The following is a 16625-nucleotide window of genomic DNA, read 5'->3' on the forward strand; positions in this document are numbered from 1 at the left end:
TTGTCCATTACGTTTTTAGATTAGCCGATACACGGTTTAAGACCCAGGCCCTAACATACCACTGGGCGCATCGCGCAAATGAACTAAGCGCGGGTGCTGCCAAATAGGCGGTGCAGCCGTGCGCGGTATCAAGCTCATGCTGCCTGGGGCAGCGTGACTGCCAGGAAAATGAAAGTCGCTACCCATAGAGGCATATAGGCCGCGCTCGACCAGCTGCCGAGCCAGGTCGCGGGTGCTGTCGGGATTCTGCTGACCACTCACCAGCTCAACACTTTGCCCGCCTGCAGCTAGGAACGTATCCATTAGCAGGCCACGCTTGCGCCGAGTAAGCCCATAACGCAACGGGTGTGCCAGCACCGCGACACCGCCTGAGGCAACTACCCAGGCCACTGCATCACTGATTTCCGGCCAGTGGGCTTTTACATCGCCTTTTTTTCCACTGCCCAAATAGCGCTTGAAGGCGCCTGCCCAGTCGGCGACTAATCCCTCGGCTACCAGCGCGCGGGCAAAGTCGGGGCGCCCTAAGGGACGGTCGCTACCCGCCTGCTCGCGAGCTTTTTCCAATGCATTAGGCAAGCCCATTTTTTCAAGCCGTTCGGCAATCACCTCGGCACGCTTAATACGCGCTACGCGCTGTTGCTCAAGCCCTTCCACTAGCGGCCCTTGTAGCCCACCGGGCATGAGCGCCACCACATGGATATTGATTCCCTGCCAGCGGGTGGATAACTCACAACCGGGCACCAGGCATAAGCCTGCCAGCTGTGCCGCAGCGCTTGCTTCCTCAATACCGTCCATGGTGTCGTGGTCGGTCAGCGCCAGGTGGGTAAGGCCCCGGGTTGCGCACAATGCCACTAATTCCGTGGGCGTTAGCGCACCATCTGAGGCGGTAGAATGCATGTGCAAATCCACGGGATAACGCAGGTCGGCGTCAAACACGCGGGGAAGAGAGTTCGTAGGAAGTAGGGGCATAGGCATGACGCCGTGTGGCGAGTTTGTCAGAATAGGGCGGTGTAAATGAACAGGCAACCTGTTCTCCCTTACGGTTCACAGGCGCTCGCCATGGTGCGCGCTTACGCGGGTGCGGTCAATTCTACCTGGACAACCGCCCCTAGCCTTCAAGGAGTTATCCCCATGCTTTACGCTATTATCAGTGAAGATGTACCGAACAGCTTGGAACGCCGGTTAGCGGCTCGTCCAGACCACCTTGCTCGCCTGGAAGCCCTGCGTGATGAGGGGCGCTTGGTATTGGCTGGCCCCCACCCTGCTATTGACTCAGAAAACCCAGGTGATGCGGGCTTCAGCGGCAGCTTGGTCATCGCTGAATTCGATAGTTTGGAGGCAGCTCAAGCTTGGGCAGACGCCGATCCATACATCATTGCCGGGGTATATGCCAAGGTAATTGTTAAGCCATTCAAGAAAGTTTTGCCTTGACCGAAGGAGGTGAGTGTGGAGGGTCCGCCTTCTTTTTCACAGAGCCTGTGGAAAACTCTGTGTAAACTCGGCGGACGCTTTTCGCTAAGCGAGAGATTACGCCCTGCTTAACAGATTGATCATTTTTTAACCAATTTTCACTCCACACCTTATCCGTACGGGGATATCCGCGTGACTCAACGCACGACTGCCACTGCCCTACCCCCTCTCACGGCGTTAACCGCTCCTTCCCTGACCTGGAACGAGACGTCTCCCCACTCTAATGCTTTCGATGACGTCTATTTTTCTAGGGAAGACGGCCGTGCGGAAACTGAGCACGTTTTCCTGGGGGCTAACCAACTTCCTGAACGCTTCGCAGCTTGGCAGAACACCCGCCCCTTTGTGATTGGTGAAACAGGTTTTGGCACTGGGTTGAATATGCTCTGCGCCTGGAATTGCTTTGAACAACATGCGCCCCCAGCCGCGCGTCTTCATCTGTTATCCACAGAGAAATTTCCTCTCGACCGGACGTCCCTGGAGCGCGCATTAAGTGCCTGGCCGTCACTGGCACGTTATTCACAGGTGCTGTGTGCCCAGTGGCCTGAGGCCGTCAGCGGTATTCATCGCCTTCATCTCGGCGAGCGGGTAACGCTCGACCTACACTTTGGCGATACCACCGAGCGGCTAAACCTATTGGATGGTCAAGTCGACGCTTGGTTTTTAGATGGCTTCGCTCCTTCTAAAAACCCAGAAATGTGGCAGCCTGAACTATTCGACGCCATGGCTGCTCGCTCCCGCCCTGGCGCCACCTTTGCCACTTTCACCTGTGCAGGTATCGTGAAGCGCGGCCTAAAAGCAGCGGGATTCAATTGGCAAAAGGTGCCCGGCTTTGGGCGTAAGCGGGAAATGCTCGCGGGTAATATTGATACACCGCCTAGCGATAGCCGCCGCCACCCAACGCCATGGTTTACCCCCCCACAGGTCACGCCTACCAACCATGTGGTCGTCATTGGCGCTGGCATAGCCGGTGGTAGCATGGCAGCGGCGCTAGCCAAGCGTGGCATACGCGTCACCGTAATAGAGCGCGATGCGCCAGGCGCAGGCGGTTCTGGCAATCGCCAGGGGGCGCTTTATGTAAAACTTGCCGTAGAAACCAACCATCAGAGCCGGTTCTATTTATCGGGTCTGCTTTACAGCCAGCGCTGGCTTAGCCTGCAGGAGTCGAATACATCGCTGAACACGCCACTGTGGCAATCAAGCGGCGTGGTGCAGCTAGCCCTAGGCGACAAAGAAATAACCCGCCAGCAGCGCTTTATGGCACGCCATTCGCTGCCAGAAGCAGTGGTATCCACCCACACTCATACACTGGGTGAATTAGCGGGCGTACCGGTATCAGCAGAACACGGACTTTTTTATCCCCAGGCAGGCTGGGTGCGACCCAAACTACTCTGTGAGCAGCTGTTAAAGCACCCCAATATCACCCTGCATCAAGGGGACGTAACCCACTTATGCCCAGATGGCAGTGCTTGGCAGGTTGAGTTGGCCAGTGGTGAAACGCTGCAAGCGGACCACGTTGTGATCGCCAATGCCTCACTTGCCAACCACTTTACACAAACTGCAGCACTTCCGTTGCAGCAGGTACGCGGCCAAGTGAGTGAAGTGACACTTCCTAAGGGAGTAACAGGCCCACAACGCGTGGTGTGTGCTGGCGGCTATGTATCTCCACCTGTGGAAGGTGTACTGACATTTGGCGCTAGCTTTGTGCCCAACGACGCCACCACTCACGTCACCGACGCTGACCATCAGCGCAATATTGATGAATTGCGCCAAGCGCTACCTGAGTGGGTGGCTGAACTGGAAGCGTCCGGTGTAGCGCTGAGCGCAGACACCCTTGAAGGCCGCACTGCCGTGCGAGCAGCAAGCCCAGACAAAAGCCCTTACGCAGGGCCGGTACCGAATGCCGCTGCATGGCAGCGAGACTATGCGGCACTGCGTAAGGATGCGTCTAAAGTGCCCACTACTGAGGGGGAACACTACCCAGGGCTGTGGATATCCACCGCTCACGGTTCTCGGGGCCTCGCCAGCGCGCCATTGTGTGCCGAGGTAATTGCTTCACGACTATGCGACGAGCCGCTCCCGCTGGAGCAGCCGCTAGTGGACCACTTACACCCAGGACGGCGGATTATCAGCGCGCTAATACGCGCTCAGTAGTCGCCCTCTTCCTCGTCGTCAGCAAGGTCTCGCCCAAAGGCTCGCCATTGGGCGAGGGTCATGACTTCAGTCATCTCAAGCTCAAGGTCATGAGCAATAATTAGCTCATGACGCTCAAGCTGCTGTTTCAGCTCGACGACCCAGCCGTCCATTCCCGTTCCGGTATCCGTGGTGTCATAACCCTGGCGGGTCACAAACGTTTCAAGGAGGGCGTTCAATGCTTCCGGCGGCAGCATGCGCGCGGGTACTTCTATAAAACGACTCATATGAAGCGACTCATTCACTCTGCTCCCAGACAGCTAAACGCTCAATAAAGGTGGCTTCATCCATTACTTCAACGCCCAGTTGCTCGGCCTTGGTTAGTTTACTGCCTGCGGCTTCCCCCGCCACAAGGCAGGTGGTTTTCTTCGAGACACTGCCCGCCACCTTGGCCCCCAACGCCTGCAAGCGTGCTTTACCCTCATCGCGGGTCATGGTGTCCAACGCACCGGTAAGCACCCAGGTTTGCCCCTCTAAAGGAGTCGGACCTTGGGTCACTTCACTCTCTTGCCAGGTAATACCAGCATCGCGCAGTGCTGCAATCGTTTCCTGATTGTGCGTTTGGCGGAAAAAAGTATGTACATGGGCGGCCACAATCGGCCCCACATCATTAACCGCTTCCAGTGCTGTTAGCTCAGCAGCTTGAAGTGCCTCCAAAGTACCGAAGCAGTTAGCGAGGTTAGCTGCCGTCGCTTCGCCTACTTCCCGAATACCTAAGGCGTAAATAAAACGAGCCAAGGTCGTCTGTCTGGCCTTATCCAGCGCATTTACTAAGTTGGTAGAGGACTTTTCCCCCATGCGGGGCAGCGCCTGAAGCTGCTCAACGGTTAAGTGAAACAAATCTGCCGGCGTTTTCACCCAATCCAGATCCACCAGCTGTTCAATCAGCTTTTCACCCAACCCATCCACATCTAGCGCTTTACGGCTGGCGAAATGTTTTAGCGCTTCTTTACGCTGAGCGGCACAATAAAGCCCACCTGAGCAACGAGCTACCGCTTCACCTTCTAGCCGTTCAATATCCGAACCGCACACTGGGCAGTGCTCGGGGAAGATAATGGCTTGTGCATCACTAGGGCGCTTATCGATATCTACCCGCACCACTTGAGGAATGACGTCACCAGCACGACGAATAGCCACCGTATCGCCAATCATGACATCCAGACGGGCAATCTCATCTGCGTTATGTAGCGTTGCGTTCGATACCGTCACACCGGCAACGGTGACTGGTTCTAGCCGAGCGACGGGGGTAATCGCCCCAGTACGACCTACCTGAAACTCGACATCGTTAAGCGTGGTAACTTCTTCCTGGGCAGGAAACTTAAACGCTACTGCCCAGCGTGGCGCACGCGCCACAAAACCAAGCTCCCGCTGGTGGCGCAGGTCGTTAACTTTGATCACTACGCCATCGATGTCGTAACCCAGCTGGTCGCGCTTTTCGCCCAGCTGCTCGCAGTAGTCAGCCACCAACTCCGGGCCATTGACAGTGCGAAGCTCCGCGCTAGAGCGAAAGCCCCACGCTCTGAGCTTTTCCATTTGCTGGCTATGGGTTGTCATTGCGCCATTGCCAAGGGCGCCATCGTCAAGGTTCGCCATATTAATGCGCGCAACTTGATAAGCATGAAACTCTAATGGGCGGGTAGCCGTAATACGCGGATCAAGCTGGCGCAAACTCCCAGCGGCAGCATTTCGCGGGTTAGCGAATACCTTACTGCCCTCTTCCCGAGCCCGATTATTGAGTGCTTCAAAGCCCTCGTGGCGCATAATGACTTCACCACGCACTTCTAACAGCTCAGGCAGATCTTTCCCCATCAGCTTTAACGGCACCGAGCGCAAGGTGCGTAGATTCGAGGTAATACCTTCGCCTGTTCGGCCATCGCCGCGGGTGGCGCCGCTGACCAATACGCCCTGCTCGTACACCAGCGACACCGCGGCACCATCAAGCTTTGGTTCACAGCTAAATTCAATATCACCAGCCTGACACTCCAAGCGTTCAGCGACACGCTCGGCAAACGCCGTAATATCATCGCGGCTAAAAGCATTATCCAATGAAAGCATCGGGATCGCGTGGGCGACTTCAGGAAAGCCGTCTGCTGGCGCAGCGCCCACCCGTTGCGTAGGAGAATCTGGCGAGACTAAGTGGGGGCATTCAGATTCCAACTGCATTAATCGCTGCAGTTTGCGGTCATAATCTGCATCGGTCAGCTTAGGTTCATCTAAGATGTAATAGCGGTAATTAGCGTCATCCAAGTCGGCACGCAGTTGACTAATTTCTTCCAGAAGTTTTTGCTCAGGCTGACTCATTCAGATGTTCCGGCATACAAAAAAACAGGCATTTAGTAACAAAAACACCCGCCTTCTTTAAGGAAGGCGGGTGTTGAAGCGACGCGGCGTTTAGCGTGCCTGCATATGACGATGCAGGCGATGGCGACGTTCAAACTCATGAACCCGCTGGCGAGCAAACTCTATCGTTTGCGCGGTCATCACGCTACGGTTTTCGTCTTTTAGCTCACCGCCCATGTGCCTTACGAGAACCATCGCGGTTTCCACCATGGCTTCAAACGCAGCGGAGCTGTCGACTGCACCAGGCAGTGGCATCAATAACGTAATACCTGGGGTAACAAACTCGTCCATCTCTTCAATGGGGAACGTGCCGGGCTTGAGTACATTCACCATTGAAAATTGCAGTGCACTATCCGAGCTTTCCGTTTCAAAACGGTGGAAGACACCCATCTCACGACTATAGCGCAGCCCACACACCATCATGAGCTCTAGCAGCTTGCCACCATCGAAGCCCTCAGGCTCCCGTGAAAGAACACTAATCACGACCATTTCAGACGCGTCAGTGAGTGTATCTCTGGCTCGCTCGCTATTCACATCATGCCGTAAGGCTTTTTCCAGCGTCGGATGGGTGCGAACAACGTTGTCTCTGTGACCAGTGCCAGATGCGTAATCGTCGTACTGATTGAGGCCGTCATGCTCCTCGCTATCGTAAACAGAAATCACCGGCTCATTATATTGCGTTGCTTCACGCTCTGCGGCGGCGGCAACTGCAGCGGCTTCACGGGCTTCTGCTTGCTCTTGTGCAATCCGAGCTTTTTCAGCATCGGCTGCTTCTTTTGCTTCACGACGTTGCTGAGCTTCAAGCGCTTTGCGCTCGGCCTCAAGGGCTTTTTGCTCGGCTTTTTTCTTAGCGAGCGCTTCTGCACGCTTCGCTTTTTCTGCTTTTAAGCGCTCTTTCTCTGCTTTCTTGCGAGCTTTTTCTTTACGTCGTTCGATTAAACGACGCTTAAATGAGCGCCCAATGCCTTCAAAATCTACTAAGCGGTATTCATCAACCTCATAATCTTCTAGCTCTCTGTCTTCATCAGCCGCTGAGCGCAGATGACGACGCTTAGGCGCATCTGAAGCATGTTTGGCGGACGCTGCATCTTCTGGCTCGGCACGAAGAACCGGTTCATCTTCTTCTAAACCTACTGATGGAGTAGCAGTGGTGTTAGGCGCTTTTTCAGCTATTATTTCAGCTTTCTCAGTATCTGCCTTAACATCGGTGTTTGAAACATCGCTATTGCTCGACGCACTCACCAAATTGTCAGCAGCTGAGGCTGACGTGGGCTGAGCAGCATGGTTCTGCGACGCCTCTTCCGAGACGTCCGTTTTGGCTACTGCCGCTTCTGATACATCTACATCGACTTTCGCAGGAGTAGGCTTCACAGCTGGCTCTGGCATTGGCTGCTCAGCTTTTTCAGGCGTTGGTTGCTCAATTGCTTCAGAAACAGGATCAACGCGTAAATCAGCAGAGTTTGCTGGCTCCGCCGGGCGTACAGGCTCAGTTTGGCTTTGAGAAGGCTTGTCACTGATTTGAGCGCTCGGAGTGTCGTTATCTGCAAAAAGGCTCGGTTCCAGACGCTCAGTTTCAGAAACCGACGAGCTGCCAAGCGTTGGTTCAGCGCCGGTATCCGCTGAGTGCTTAGCAACAGACGTCTGCTCATGCTTTCGAGACCACGAGAACTGAGCGCTTGCCTTCGTCTTATTAACCGAGTTAGAGAAGGAACGACGAAAATCTGACAATACTTTTGAAGGGCCTGGATGCTCTTGGCGCTCTAACTTGGGCTTCTGTCCCAAACTGCTATAGTCAGCAGGTTTAACGACCCGCGCGCCGCCATTGGGCAACTCCCAATTGATTTCGGCTTCTTTGGCTTCGTCGTCTAGATCTTCAAATTTTGCAGCAGGTAAATCTCTGACTGCCTGGTCTAGACGGGGCACGCGACGTTGGCGCTGTAGTCTTCGAACGCCGTCGACCACAATGAGCGATACCAACGCCAATCCTAGAATGATTAACCACTCTCTTAATTCCATGTCGAGCATTCCATGGGTCATTATACCGGTTGCAAAGGCACGATGCCTGACGACGTAACATTTCCGATGTTAACTAATTACCATCAAGCATAGCGCGGTTGCTACGAAAAGGGCCACTTTTTACAGATTTTCACGCTGCAACATCGTTACAGTTGGTTTTAGGCCAATTTTTTGACCATATCAACCATGAAAAGTGCAATTTTAGTGTTTTTTTGCCCGTCAGCTGCATCGTAACTCCGCTGCCAGCTCGTTCAGAAAAGGGTCGCCCCCGTCCTTTGCTCGCTTTGTACACTGACGACGCAACAACATTAATGCTGTAATTGTGTAACTGGATGAACCTTCTTGCATATCAGAATACAAACACTGACCAGCACACCTTACACGCAAAATCAACTATAGCATAAAACTCTTACACTATTAACTACCTACTGACAATGGTTATATTAGTTAACATTTAAGCTTAATACGGATCTCTGCTAAACCACACACCAAAACATTATGAAGACAGAGTGGATTTGGCAACACTAAGCACATATATGAACTAACAAAAAACCAAAAGAATCAAAATCTTAAAAACACAGCCCAAGCACTTAATTTCGGATGAAAGCGACTTAAAACGGTTCATCAAAGACCATAATTTAGTGTGCCGACGAGCAATCTAACGATGTAAAATTAATTGACTCAACATGCCACATTCAGGCTGAAATAGTGGCTCAACAGGTCATTGGCAGTTCGGTACAGCGGCACATCGCCATAAGATATGTATCGCTTGGAGGTGCGTTTAACACCTCCTCTTTACCTCTCTTTGTCTCTAGCAACCGGTTGTTAGCCGTGGCTAATCAACCAACGCAGCAGCCTCGTCAATCCCCACCGATACGAGCCGAGACACACCGGGCTCCTGCATAGTCACACCCATCAAGCGCTCCGCAGCTTCCATCGCAATCTTGTTGTGGGTTATGTAGATAAACTGAACGTTTTCTGACATCTCTTTAACAAGTTTGGCGTAGCGGCCAACGTTTGCGTCATCCAGAGGGGCGTCCACCTCATCCAGCATGCAGAAAGGTGCCGGATTTAGCTGAAAAATCGCAAAGACCAGAGAGAGTGCGGTCAATGCTTTTTCACCACCAGAAAGCAGATGAATCGTGCTATTTTTCTTGCCAGGGGGACGCGCCATAATCGCGACGCCGGTTTCCAGCAGGTCGTCTCCGGTAAGTGTTAACCAAGCAGCACCACCGCCGAATACCCTGGGGAAAAGCGTTTGCAGTCCGGTATTCACTTGGTCGAACGTTTCCCGAAAACGCACACGGGTTTCTTGGTCAATGCGCTTAATCGCACGCTCCAGGGTTTCTAATGCTTCAGTAAGTTCGGCGTGCTGTGCTTCCAAGTAGTTACGCCGCTCAGCTTGCTGGTCGTACTCTTCAATAGCAGCGAGGTTAATTGCACCCAAACGGCGAATCTTATCCGAAGTGCTTTCCAAGCGCTCCTGCCAAGCAGGCTCACTAGCATCACTTGGCAACTGCTCAGCCAGTGCGTCTGGGTTGTGGCCGAGCTCGGCCAGCTGCTCATCTTGTGTGGTTGCTTTTAGCGCCAGGGCCTGTACATCCATGCGACGTTGCTGCAGCTGTTCACGACTTTGCTCCAGGTTACGTTCATGCTGTTGACGAGCCAGCTCATCGTTACGTAACTGTTCGCCCAGTGCCTGTGCCTGCTGACGGGTATCGTTGAGACGGCGCTCCTGCTGCTCGCGCTGGTGCAACAACTCTTCTAACTCTTCGGTAGCCAGTTCGTCTGGCTCTATCAGCATTTCCCGCGACTCTTCTAACTCAGCAATGCGCAGCGAAAGGCGCTCTTCGGTGTCGCTGCTTCGACTTTGCTGGGCACGCAGGCTATCGCGCTCAGCCTTCAACCGCTCTCGCTCTAGCGCCAATGCCTGCTGACGCGCTTTCATGGGCGCATGCTGTTGATTGAGTTGTTCACGCTGCTCACGCTGGCGGTTACGCTGCTCGGCGCTGGTTTCGCGTGCTTCGGCGGTCGCTTCTAGCTGCTCCATGGCAGCATGCCAACGGGCACGCTGCTCCTCTAAAGTAAGCGTTAACTCCGCCTCATCCTCTTGCAGCTGGGCCAATTCGTCATCTAACTCAGTGGCACGGCTCTCTAAATGCTCAAGACGCTGGGCAAGACGCTGCTCTTTCACTGCTAGCTGCTGGAGGGTGGCCGCATGGGAACGCTCTAGCTCAGCTTGCTGATCACGGTTGCGTTCCAGAGATTCAATAGCCTCGTTGGTCGCTTCGCACTGCTCATCTAGCAGCGCTAGTGCCTCTTCATCCTGTTCTCGACAAGCAGCTAGCTCATCGAAACGTCTGCGAGTTACCAGCAGTGCGTCAACACCTTCACCATTGGCTTGCTGATGTAGCCAACCTCGCCCGCGCCATACGCCGTCACGACTAACCACGCTTTCCCCAGGCAACAAGCTAGGCAGCAGCGCCTCAGCATCTTCTCGGGTTTCTGCGTAGTGAATACTCGCTAACCACTCACTAAGCGCGCCAGCGCCGGTTACCATTGAGTCTAAGCGCTGCGCAGTTGAGGATGGCCGAGGGGCGTTATCAATTAAGCACCAGTCAGTGGCGAGAGCTTCAGGTAGCGCTGTTAACTGATCGACAGCGACTAAACGGGCGTTTAGCCACGGAGCCAGCAGCCAGGAAATAACCCTCTCCCACCCTGGGGTAACGGTAATCGACTCACCAAGCCGTGGCGCGTCAGCTAAACCATACGCTGCCAAGGCGTCGCTAACATGGGGATCGTGGTCTGCAAGCGCTGCGTCAATCAGCGCCTGCAGCGAAGCAAGCTCACCCTGCCGTTGGCTTAATTGGGCGCGTTGCTGATCGCGAGCATGGGTGGCTTGCTGATAAGCCGATTTGGCATCGTTATAGCGCTGCTGCCACTGATCCCGCTCGGTTTGGAAAGCGTCGGCACGCGCCTCCGCTTCTTCACGTTGAGCCTGACATTCCACATGCTCAGTACGGAGTGCAGACACATCCGCCAGCTCGCCACGCTGCTGCCGACGACGCTGATTTTCCGCCTGAAGGCGCGTAATACGTTGCTCTAAATCTCGTAATTGATCTTGACTGCGGTCGGCTTCACGACTGGCATCACGCCAGCGATTTTCAGCATCAGCCCACTGTTGTTCTGCTGCCTCTAGTGCAGGCGTCGCATCCGCCAGCGTCTGCTCAAGGGTTTCCAGCTGCTCTTCAAGTGCCTCGTGCTCAGGCAGTAAATCCTCTAACCGAGTATCAATAGCCGCTAAGCGCTCTTGGTCGCCTTCGCTGACTTGACGCTGCTCGTCGAGGTCGCGGCGGGCGGTGGCAATATCGCTTGCCAGCTGTGCCTCTCGACTGCGGCGATGGGCTTGGTCTTGCTCCAGGCGGGCAATGCGCGTTGTGGTCTCATAAAACTGCTGCTGATGGCGGTCTAGCACTTCTGCCAGTTCGTCGTGCTGCTCTCGCGCCTGCTCAAGCCGCGTTTCGCACTGGCGAACACCAAAGACATCTTTTTCAACAGCGATTTCTAATTCGCGCACTCGGCTCTCTTGGTGAGATTGCTCAGCGCGCAGGGCTCGCCCGCGAAGCAGTGCAAGTTCGCCTTTCAACCGATACTCGTGCTGTTTGAGATCCTGGTAGCGTTTGGCGGCTTCCGCTTGGCGCTTAAGGCGCTCAAGCTGTTTATCCAGCTCTTCGCGAATGTCGTCCAAGCGCTCCAGGTTCTCTTGGGTGCGCCGCATACGGTTTTCGGTTTCTCGGCGACGCTCTTTGTATTTGGAGATACCTGCGGCTTCTTCCAGCGTGGCGCGCAAGTCATCGGGCCGAGCTTCGATCAGCCTGGAAATCATGCCTTGGCCGATAATCGCATAGGAACGCGGGCCTAAGCCGGTTCCCATGAAGAGGTCAGCAATATCTCGGCGACGGCACTTTTGGCCGTTAAAGAAGTAGTTGGATTGCCCATCGCGGGTCACTAAGCGCTTTACCGCGATTTCTGAGTACTGGGCATAGACCCCGCCCATCCCGCCGTCGCGGTTATCAAACTTGAGTTCGATGGAGGCTTGGCTGATTGGTTTACGGCCGGTCGAGCCGTTGAAAATAACATCAGCCATGGATTCGCCGCGCAAGGTTTTGGCGGAAGATTCGCCCATTACCCAGCGCACGGCGTCAATAATATTGGATTTACCGCAACCATTGGGCCCTACGATGGCCGTCATATTGCCATCGAAGGGCACCGTAACCGGATCGACAAAGGACTTGAACCCAACAAGACGAATAGAGGTTAAGCGCATTGCGACCCTTTATAGCGGCTGCTTTCGTGGAGGTGTTTATTCAAAAATGCGGTCGATAATAACCGTTGCCGCATCATCTTCGCTAATAGGCCCAACGCTGACACTCTCCAAGTCACCAAACAAATCACCTGGTTGAGGCGTCGCTTGGCCAGAAGGCGATACGCGAACCATTAGGCGAACTTCGCGAACTTGGGAAATCTGTGCTTCGGGCGACATGGCTGCCGTATCATCCAGCACCACGGTCATCGGTAGTTCTGACACCTGACCGCGAACAACGGCTAACGGCGGTAGTTCACCTTCCATGTCCCGAGCGGTAATAAATACCGTCGCGCCATCCTCAACATTATCTACCAGTGTTTGATCAAGCGAAACCGTTACACGAACCCCTTGGCTTTGAGCGGCATCGACATCCGCTATTTCTGGCGTAATACCCAGGCGTTCTTGAGCGACACGAATACCTTCACGCAGTGAGGAGGCGGTATTTGAGTCTTCAATATTGGCTAGCGCGCGACGCCAGCGGTCAATCGCCGCTTCATAGTCCCCATTATCGAATGCGTAAACACCCAGCATACCCAGCACCGTGGGCTGGCGAGGATCTTGTTCCAGCGTTTCATCAACTAATGACTGCACGTCTGGCGTCAACTCTCGGCCGGCCATGAAGAAACGTAGTTGAGCAAGCTGCGCAAGCAACGGAGGTATACGCCCTTCAATGGCAATTAACCGTTCTAGGGCATTGTCGGCTTTATCTGGCTGGCCAGTTTCACGATACAGCGGGAACAAGGCACTCCACACATTGGGGTTATTCGGCTGGCGCTCAGCTTCAGCTTCCATCCGTTCCAGGTACATTTCCAGCGAGCTGTCAGGGTCACTACGCAGTTCTTGTTGAATGGCGTAAAGCGTCAGGTCACCTTCCGCGCCATGCTGCTGATACCAAAAAGTGCTAGCACCCACAACGGCTATCATCACTAAAGGAACAACAATCCTACCAGCTGTTGCCGTTTTTAGCGGGCGCTTAGTTTGTACTGCGGTATCTTCAAGCAGACTTCGTTCTAGCTCTAGCCGATCCTCTGCAAAACGCGCATCATCTATATCGCCCCGCTCGCGGGCAGCTTCTAATGACGCCAGGCGACGTCTGAATATCGCTACGTTCTGCTCTGCAGAAGTATCATTTGCTTCGAAGTGGTGTAACTGGTCACGCAGCACTCGGGAACCACGCATCGGGGCGACTAACAACCAGAGCGCAGGCAGTAATAATAAAGCAATCGCAATCCACAGCGGTGTCATGAAGACCTCTCGCGGTTAATCAGGGCATCCAGACGAGCACGCTCTTCAGCGCTGAGCGCTTTGGCCGAGGCGTTACGACGGGCGCGAATCATCAATACAACGACAGCAAAACCAATCACCACTAGCCCAATGGGCAACCCCCACAGTAGGTAGGTACGATTTTCCAAGCGAGGGTTGTACAAGATGTAGTCACCAAACCGCTGCACCATATGATCAATAATTTCGATATCTGACTGGCCATCTTGAAGCAGTAGATATACCCGCTCTCGCATATCGGCAGAGATAGGTGCATCGGAGTCGTCTATCGCTTGGTTCTCACACAGGGGGCAACGCATGGAGGCCGTTAAGTCTCGGTAGCGCTTCTCCATCACAGGGTCATCAAATTCTCGGACTTCGATGCCCCCCGCGATGGCGGCGGCGGTAAACATCAGCATAAAAGCGACAGATAGCGTGCGAATTAACGCCATTTTTCCACCTCTGGCAGGATCCGTTCACGAACGTCTTCGGGAGATACGTAGCCTTTATGGTGATAACGAATCACTCCGTCGGCATCCACCAAGAACGTTTCAGGAGCACCGTAAACACCCAGGTCGAACCCCAGACTGCCCTCTGGATCGAAGATATTCACCTCGAAGGGATCACCAAACTCGTGTAAAAACTCCAAGCCTTTTTCACGAGTATCGCGATAATTGATACCCACCATGCGAATACCATTGTCGGCCAGCTCTAGCAGCTGCGGCATTTCCTGCTTACAAGCAGGACACCACTCGCCCCAGACGTTGACTAACGTAACCTCGCCAGTGAGCAGAGTTTGGTCTACTTGATGCTCTTCATCGCGCAGCGTGGTGGCTTCAAACGTAGGGAACTCCCGCGCCATTAATGCCGAGTCACGGTGTGAAGGGTCAAGCCCTAGCCCTTGATAAAGCAAAAAAGCGATGCCAAGAAACCCAACGGGCAGTAGTAGTAACAGAGGCCGTCGCATTATGTCGTCGCCTCCTGCGTGGTAACTGTGGAGGTAGCTGCTGCGGGCGCTTTTTTACGAGCCACGACACGGCGATAGCGCTTATCCAGCACCGCTAAGATGCCGCCGAACGCCATTAACAGCCCACCTAACCATAGCCAACGTACAAAAGGCTTGTACTGAACACGCATCGCGTAACTTCCATCGCCAAGGTCTTCACCCATCGCTACGTATAAGTCGCGGAAAAGCCCTGGGCGCAGCGCCACCTGGGTCATCGGCATACCAGTGGCCAGATAAAGCCGTTTTTCTGGGCGCATGACAAAACTGCGTCCTGATTCGCCACGCTGAACTTGTATAATCGACGTGTCCGCCAGGAAATTGGGGCCGCGGCGATTGGTCAGTTCCGTCATGGTGAATTGATACCCTGCCACTTCCACGGTGGTGCCCGGCGACATCCGCACATTGCGTTCAATGTTATAGTTCGAGACAACGGCCACGCCAACGATGGTAACCGCTACCCCGATATGGCCAAGCACCATGCCCCAGTAGGACAAAGACAACTTTTTCAGCCCTGCCATAAACGAGCTTGCATGGCGGGTCTTATCGAATATATCGCGCACGGTAGGCAAGACGATCCATAGCGCTGAAATAATGCCCAGTGCAACCCATAGGTTCCATTCACCGCCGTAAACCAGCGGCATCAACCCACCCAATACGAGTGACACTGCCCCTGCCAGCCCTAGCTTACGCCACAGTTCAACAGCCTCCATGCTTTTCCAGCGAGCCACAGGCCCCAATCCCATAAAGACACACATGAGTACCGTAAGCGGTACAAACAGGGCATTGAAGTAAGGAGGCCCTACGCTGATTTTACCCAAGCCAAGCGAATCCAATATCAGCGGATAGACGGTGCCCAGCAGTACAGTGACGGTCATAATGACCAGTAGAATATTGTTGATTAACAGCAGGGAGTCACGCGATAGCCAATTAAATCCTACGGTGTGACTAACCCTGGGAGCCCGCAAGGCAAACACTAGCAGCGATAGGGTAACGGTGATGGCTAATAGCATTAATATAAAGAAGCCACGTGAGGGGTCATTCGCAAAAGCGTGCACCGAGGTCAGTACACCCGAGCGCACCAGGAAAGTACCCAGCAACGATAGCGAGAATGTTGAGATCGCCAATAGTACGGTCCAGCTTTTGAAGGAACCGCGCTTTTCGGTTACCGCTAACGAGTGCACAAGTGCCGTGCCTGTTAGCCAAGGCAGCAACGATGCGTTTTCTACTGGATCCCAGAACCACCAGCCGCCCCAGCCAAGCTCGTAGTAAGCCCACCAGCTACCTAACGCAATACCGACCGTCAGGAATGCCCAGGCAGCGTTTGTCCATGGCCGAGCCCAGCGCGTCCAAGCTGCATCTAAGCGACCGCCTAACAGCGCAGCAACCGCAAATGCAAAAACGACGGAAAAGCCTACATAGCCCATATAGAGCATTGGCGGATGTACAATCAGGCCAAAATCCTGCAGCAGCGGGTTCAGGTCCGCGCCATCCTGAGGCATGTTGGGTAGTAAGCGCTCAAAGGGATTGGACGTCATCAGAATGAATAGCAAAAATCCTACACATACCATTCCCATGATGCCCTGTACTCGGGCCACCATGTCGCGGGGCAAATCGCCGGAAAAAACTGAGGCGGCATATCCCCAGCCAGCCAACATCAAACTCCATAGCAATACTGAGCCTTCATGGTTTCCCCACACAGCGCTGAATTTGTAGTACCAGGGCAGCAGGGAGTTTGAATTGTTAGCGACGTTCGCCACACTGAAGTCATCCAGCATATAGCTGGTGGTCAGGCAAAGGTAAGCGATGGCAACAAAGAGAAACTGCCCAGTCGCCATAGGTCGGCCATAGGCCATCCATAAAGGACGGCGTGTCGCGGCACCCGCAAGAGGCATCACTACCTGCACCATCGCCATCAACAGCGCGATGACCAGGGCAAAGTGGCCAATTTCAGGAATCATCTTAATTAACATGAGCGCT

11 protein-coding genes are annotated in these 16625 nt (G+C 54.1%); 2 read left to right on the forward strand and 9 right to left on the reverse strand.

The window, feature by feature from the left end; translation table 11 throughout:
- Nucleotides 1-36 precede the first annotated feature (36 nt).
- Nucleotides 37-969, reverse strand: a complete 933-nt coding sequence (locus tag HZS79_RS08920) for a PHP domain-containing protein (RefSeq protein ID WP_179927652.1) — start codon at nucleotides 967-969, stop codon at nucleotides 37-39.
- A 162-nt stretch (nucleotides 970-1131) separates the two neighbouring features.
- Between HZS79_RS08920 and HZS79_RS08925 the strand changes: the two genes are divergently transcribed.
- Together HZS79_RS08925 and mnmC are read left to right on the forward strand one after the other, a co-directional pair.
- Nucleotides 1132-1431, forward strand: a complete 300-nt coding sequence (locus tag HZS79_RS08925; protein ID WP_162218237.1) for a YciI family protein — start codon at nucleotides 1132-1134, stop codon at nucleotides 1429-1431.
- Between the two features lie 171 nt (nucleotides 1432-1602).
- Nucleotides 1603-3621: a bifunctional tRNA (5-methylaminomethyl-2-thiouridine)(34)-methyltransferase MnmC2/FAD-dependent 5-carboxymethylaminomethyl-2-thiouridine(34) oxidoreductase MnmC1 gene (gene mnmC, locus HZS79_RS08930; RefSeq protein ID WP_179927653.1), complete on the forward strand. Its 2019-nt coding sequence runs from the start codon at nucleotides 1603-1605 to the stop codon at nucleotides 3619-3621.
- On the opposite strand, the gene HZS79_RS08935 is transcribed toward mnmC, so the two are convergent.
- From HZS79_RS08935 to HZS79_RS08970, 8 genes are all read right to left on the reverse strand, one after another.
- Complete coding sequence (locus HZS79_RS08935; protein ID WP_179927654.1) at nucleotides 3615-3887, reverse strand: YheU family protein; 273 nt, start codon at nucleotides 3885-3887, stop codon at nucleotides 3615-3617. The two genes, mnmC and HZS79_RS08935, sit on opposite strands and share 7 nt — an antisense overlap.
- Before the next feature lie 10 nt (nucleotides 3888-3897).
- Entirely contained in the window at nucleotides 3898-5961 is a 2064-nt protein-coding gene (gene ligA / locus HZS79_RS08940) for an NAD-dependent DNA ligase LigA (protein WP_179927655.1), read from the reverse strand.
- A 90-nt stretch (nucleotides 5962-6051) separates the two neighbouring features.
- Nucleotides 6052-8016: a cell division protein ZipA gene (gene zipA / locus HZS79_RS08945; protein WP_179927656.1), complete on the reverse strand. Its 1965-nt coding sequence runs from the start codon at nucleotides 8014-8016 to the stop codon at nucleotides 6052-6054.
- A gap of 835 nt (nucleotides 8017-8851) precedes the next feature.
- Nucleotides 8852-12343 carry a chromosome segregation protein SMC gene (gene smc / locus HZS79_RS08950; RefSeq protein ID WP_179927657.1) on the reverse strand — a complete coding sequence of 1164 codons (3492 nt, stop codon included), beginning with the start codon at nucleotides 12341-12343 and terminating at the stop codon, nucleotides 8852-8854.
- A gap of 36 nt (nucleotides 12344-12379) precedes the next feature.
- The gene (gene ccmI / locus HZS79_RS08955; RefSeq protein WP_179927658.1) at nucleotides 12380-13627 is read right to left on the reverse strand and encodes a c-type cytochrome biogenesis protein CcmI; all 1248 of its coding nucleotides are present in this window, start codon (nucleotides 13625-13627) and stop codon (nucleotides 12380-12382) included.
- Nucleotides 13624-14094, reverse strand: coding sequence for a cytochrome c-type biogenesis protein (locus HZS79_RS08960; protein ID WP_162218149.1), 471 nt, complete (start codon nucleotides 14092-14094; stop codon nucleotides 13624-13626). Before HZS79_RS08960 ends, ccmI begins: the two co-directional genes overlap by 4 nt.
- Nucleotides 14085-14612 (reverse strand): DsbE family thiol:disulfide interchange protein, encoded by a 528-nt coding sequence (locus HZS79_RS08965; RefSeq protein ID WP_179927737.1) that lies wholly within the window; start codon nucleotides 14610-14612, stop codon nucleotides 14085-14087. The genes HZS79_RS08960 and HZS79_RS08965 overlap by 10 nt, the downstream gene beginning before the upstream one ends.
- Nucleotides 14609-16618, reverse strand: coding sequence for a heme lyase CcmF/NrfE family subunit (locus tag HZS79_RS08970; protein WP_162218150.1), 2010 nt, complete (start codon nucleotides 16616-16618; stop codon nucleotides 14609-14611). Before HZS79_RS08970 ends, HZS79_RS08965 begins: the two co-directional genes overlap by 4 nt.
- Between the last annotated feature and the right edge of the window lie 7 nt (nucleotides 16619-16625).

The organism is Vreelandella zhaodongensis, assembly GCF_013415115.1.
In the GTDB taxonomy this organism is placed as follows: domain Bacteria; phylum Pseudomonadota; class Gammaproteobacteria; order Pseudomonadales; family Halomonadaceae; genus Vreelandella; species Vreelandella zhaodongensis.

Excerpts from the sequence above, each read along its gene's own strand:
- HZS79_RS08920 (WP_179927652.1), bottom strand. The coding sequence starts at position 969 with ATGCCCCTACTTCCTACGAACTCTCTTCCCCGCGTGTTTGACGCCGAC.
- HZS79_RS08925 (WP_162218237.1), top strand. The coding sequence starts at position 1,132 with ATGCTTTACGCTATTATCAGTGAAGATGTACCGAACAGCTTGGAACGC.
- HZS79_RS08935 (WP_179927654.1), bottom strand. The coding sequence starts at position 3,887 with ATGAGTCGTTTTATAGAAGTACCCGCGCGCATGCTGCCGCCGGAAGCA.
- ligA (WP_179927655.1), bottom strand. The coding sequence starts at position 5,961 with ATGAGTCAGCCTGAGCAAAAACTTCTGGAAGAAATTAGTCAACTGCGT.
- zipA (WP_179927656.1), bottom strand. The coding sequence starts at position 8,016 with ATGGAATTAAGAGAGTGGTTAATCATTCTAGGATTGGCGTTGGTATCG.
- smc (WP_179927657.1), bottom strand. The coding sequence starts at position 12,343 with ATGCGCTTAACCTCTATTCGTCTTGTTGGGTTCAAGTCCTTTGTCGAT.
- ccmI (WP_179927658.1), bottom strand. The coding sequence starts at position 13,627 with ATGACACCGCTGTGGATTGCGATTGCTTTATTATTACTGCCTGCGCTC.
- HZS79_RS08960 (WP_162218149.1), bottom strand. The coding sequence starts at position 14,094 with ATGGCGTTAATTCGCACGCTATCTGTCGCTTTTATGCTGATGTTTACC.
- HZS79_RS08970 (WP_162218150.1), bottom strand. The coding sequence starts at position 16,618 with ATGTTAATTAAGATGATTCCTGAAATTGGCCACTTTGCCCTGGTCATC.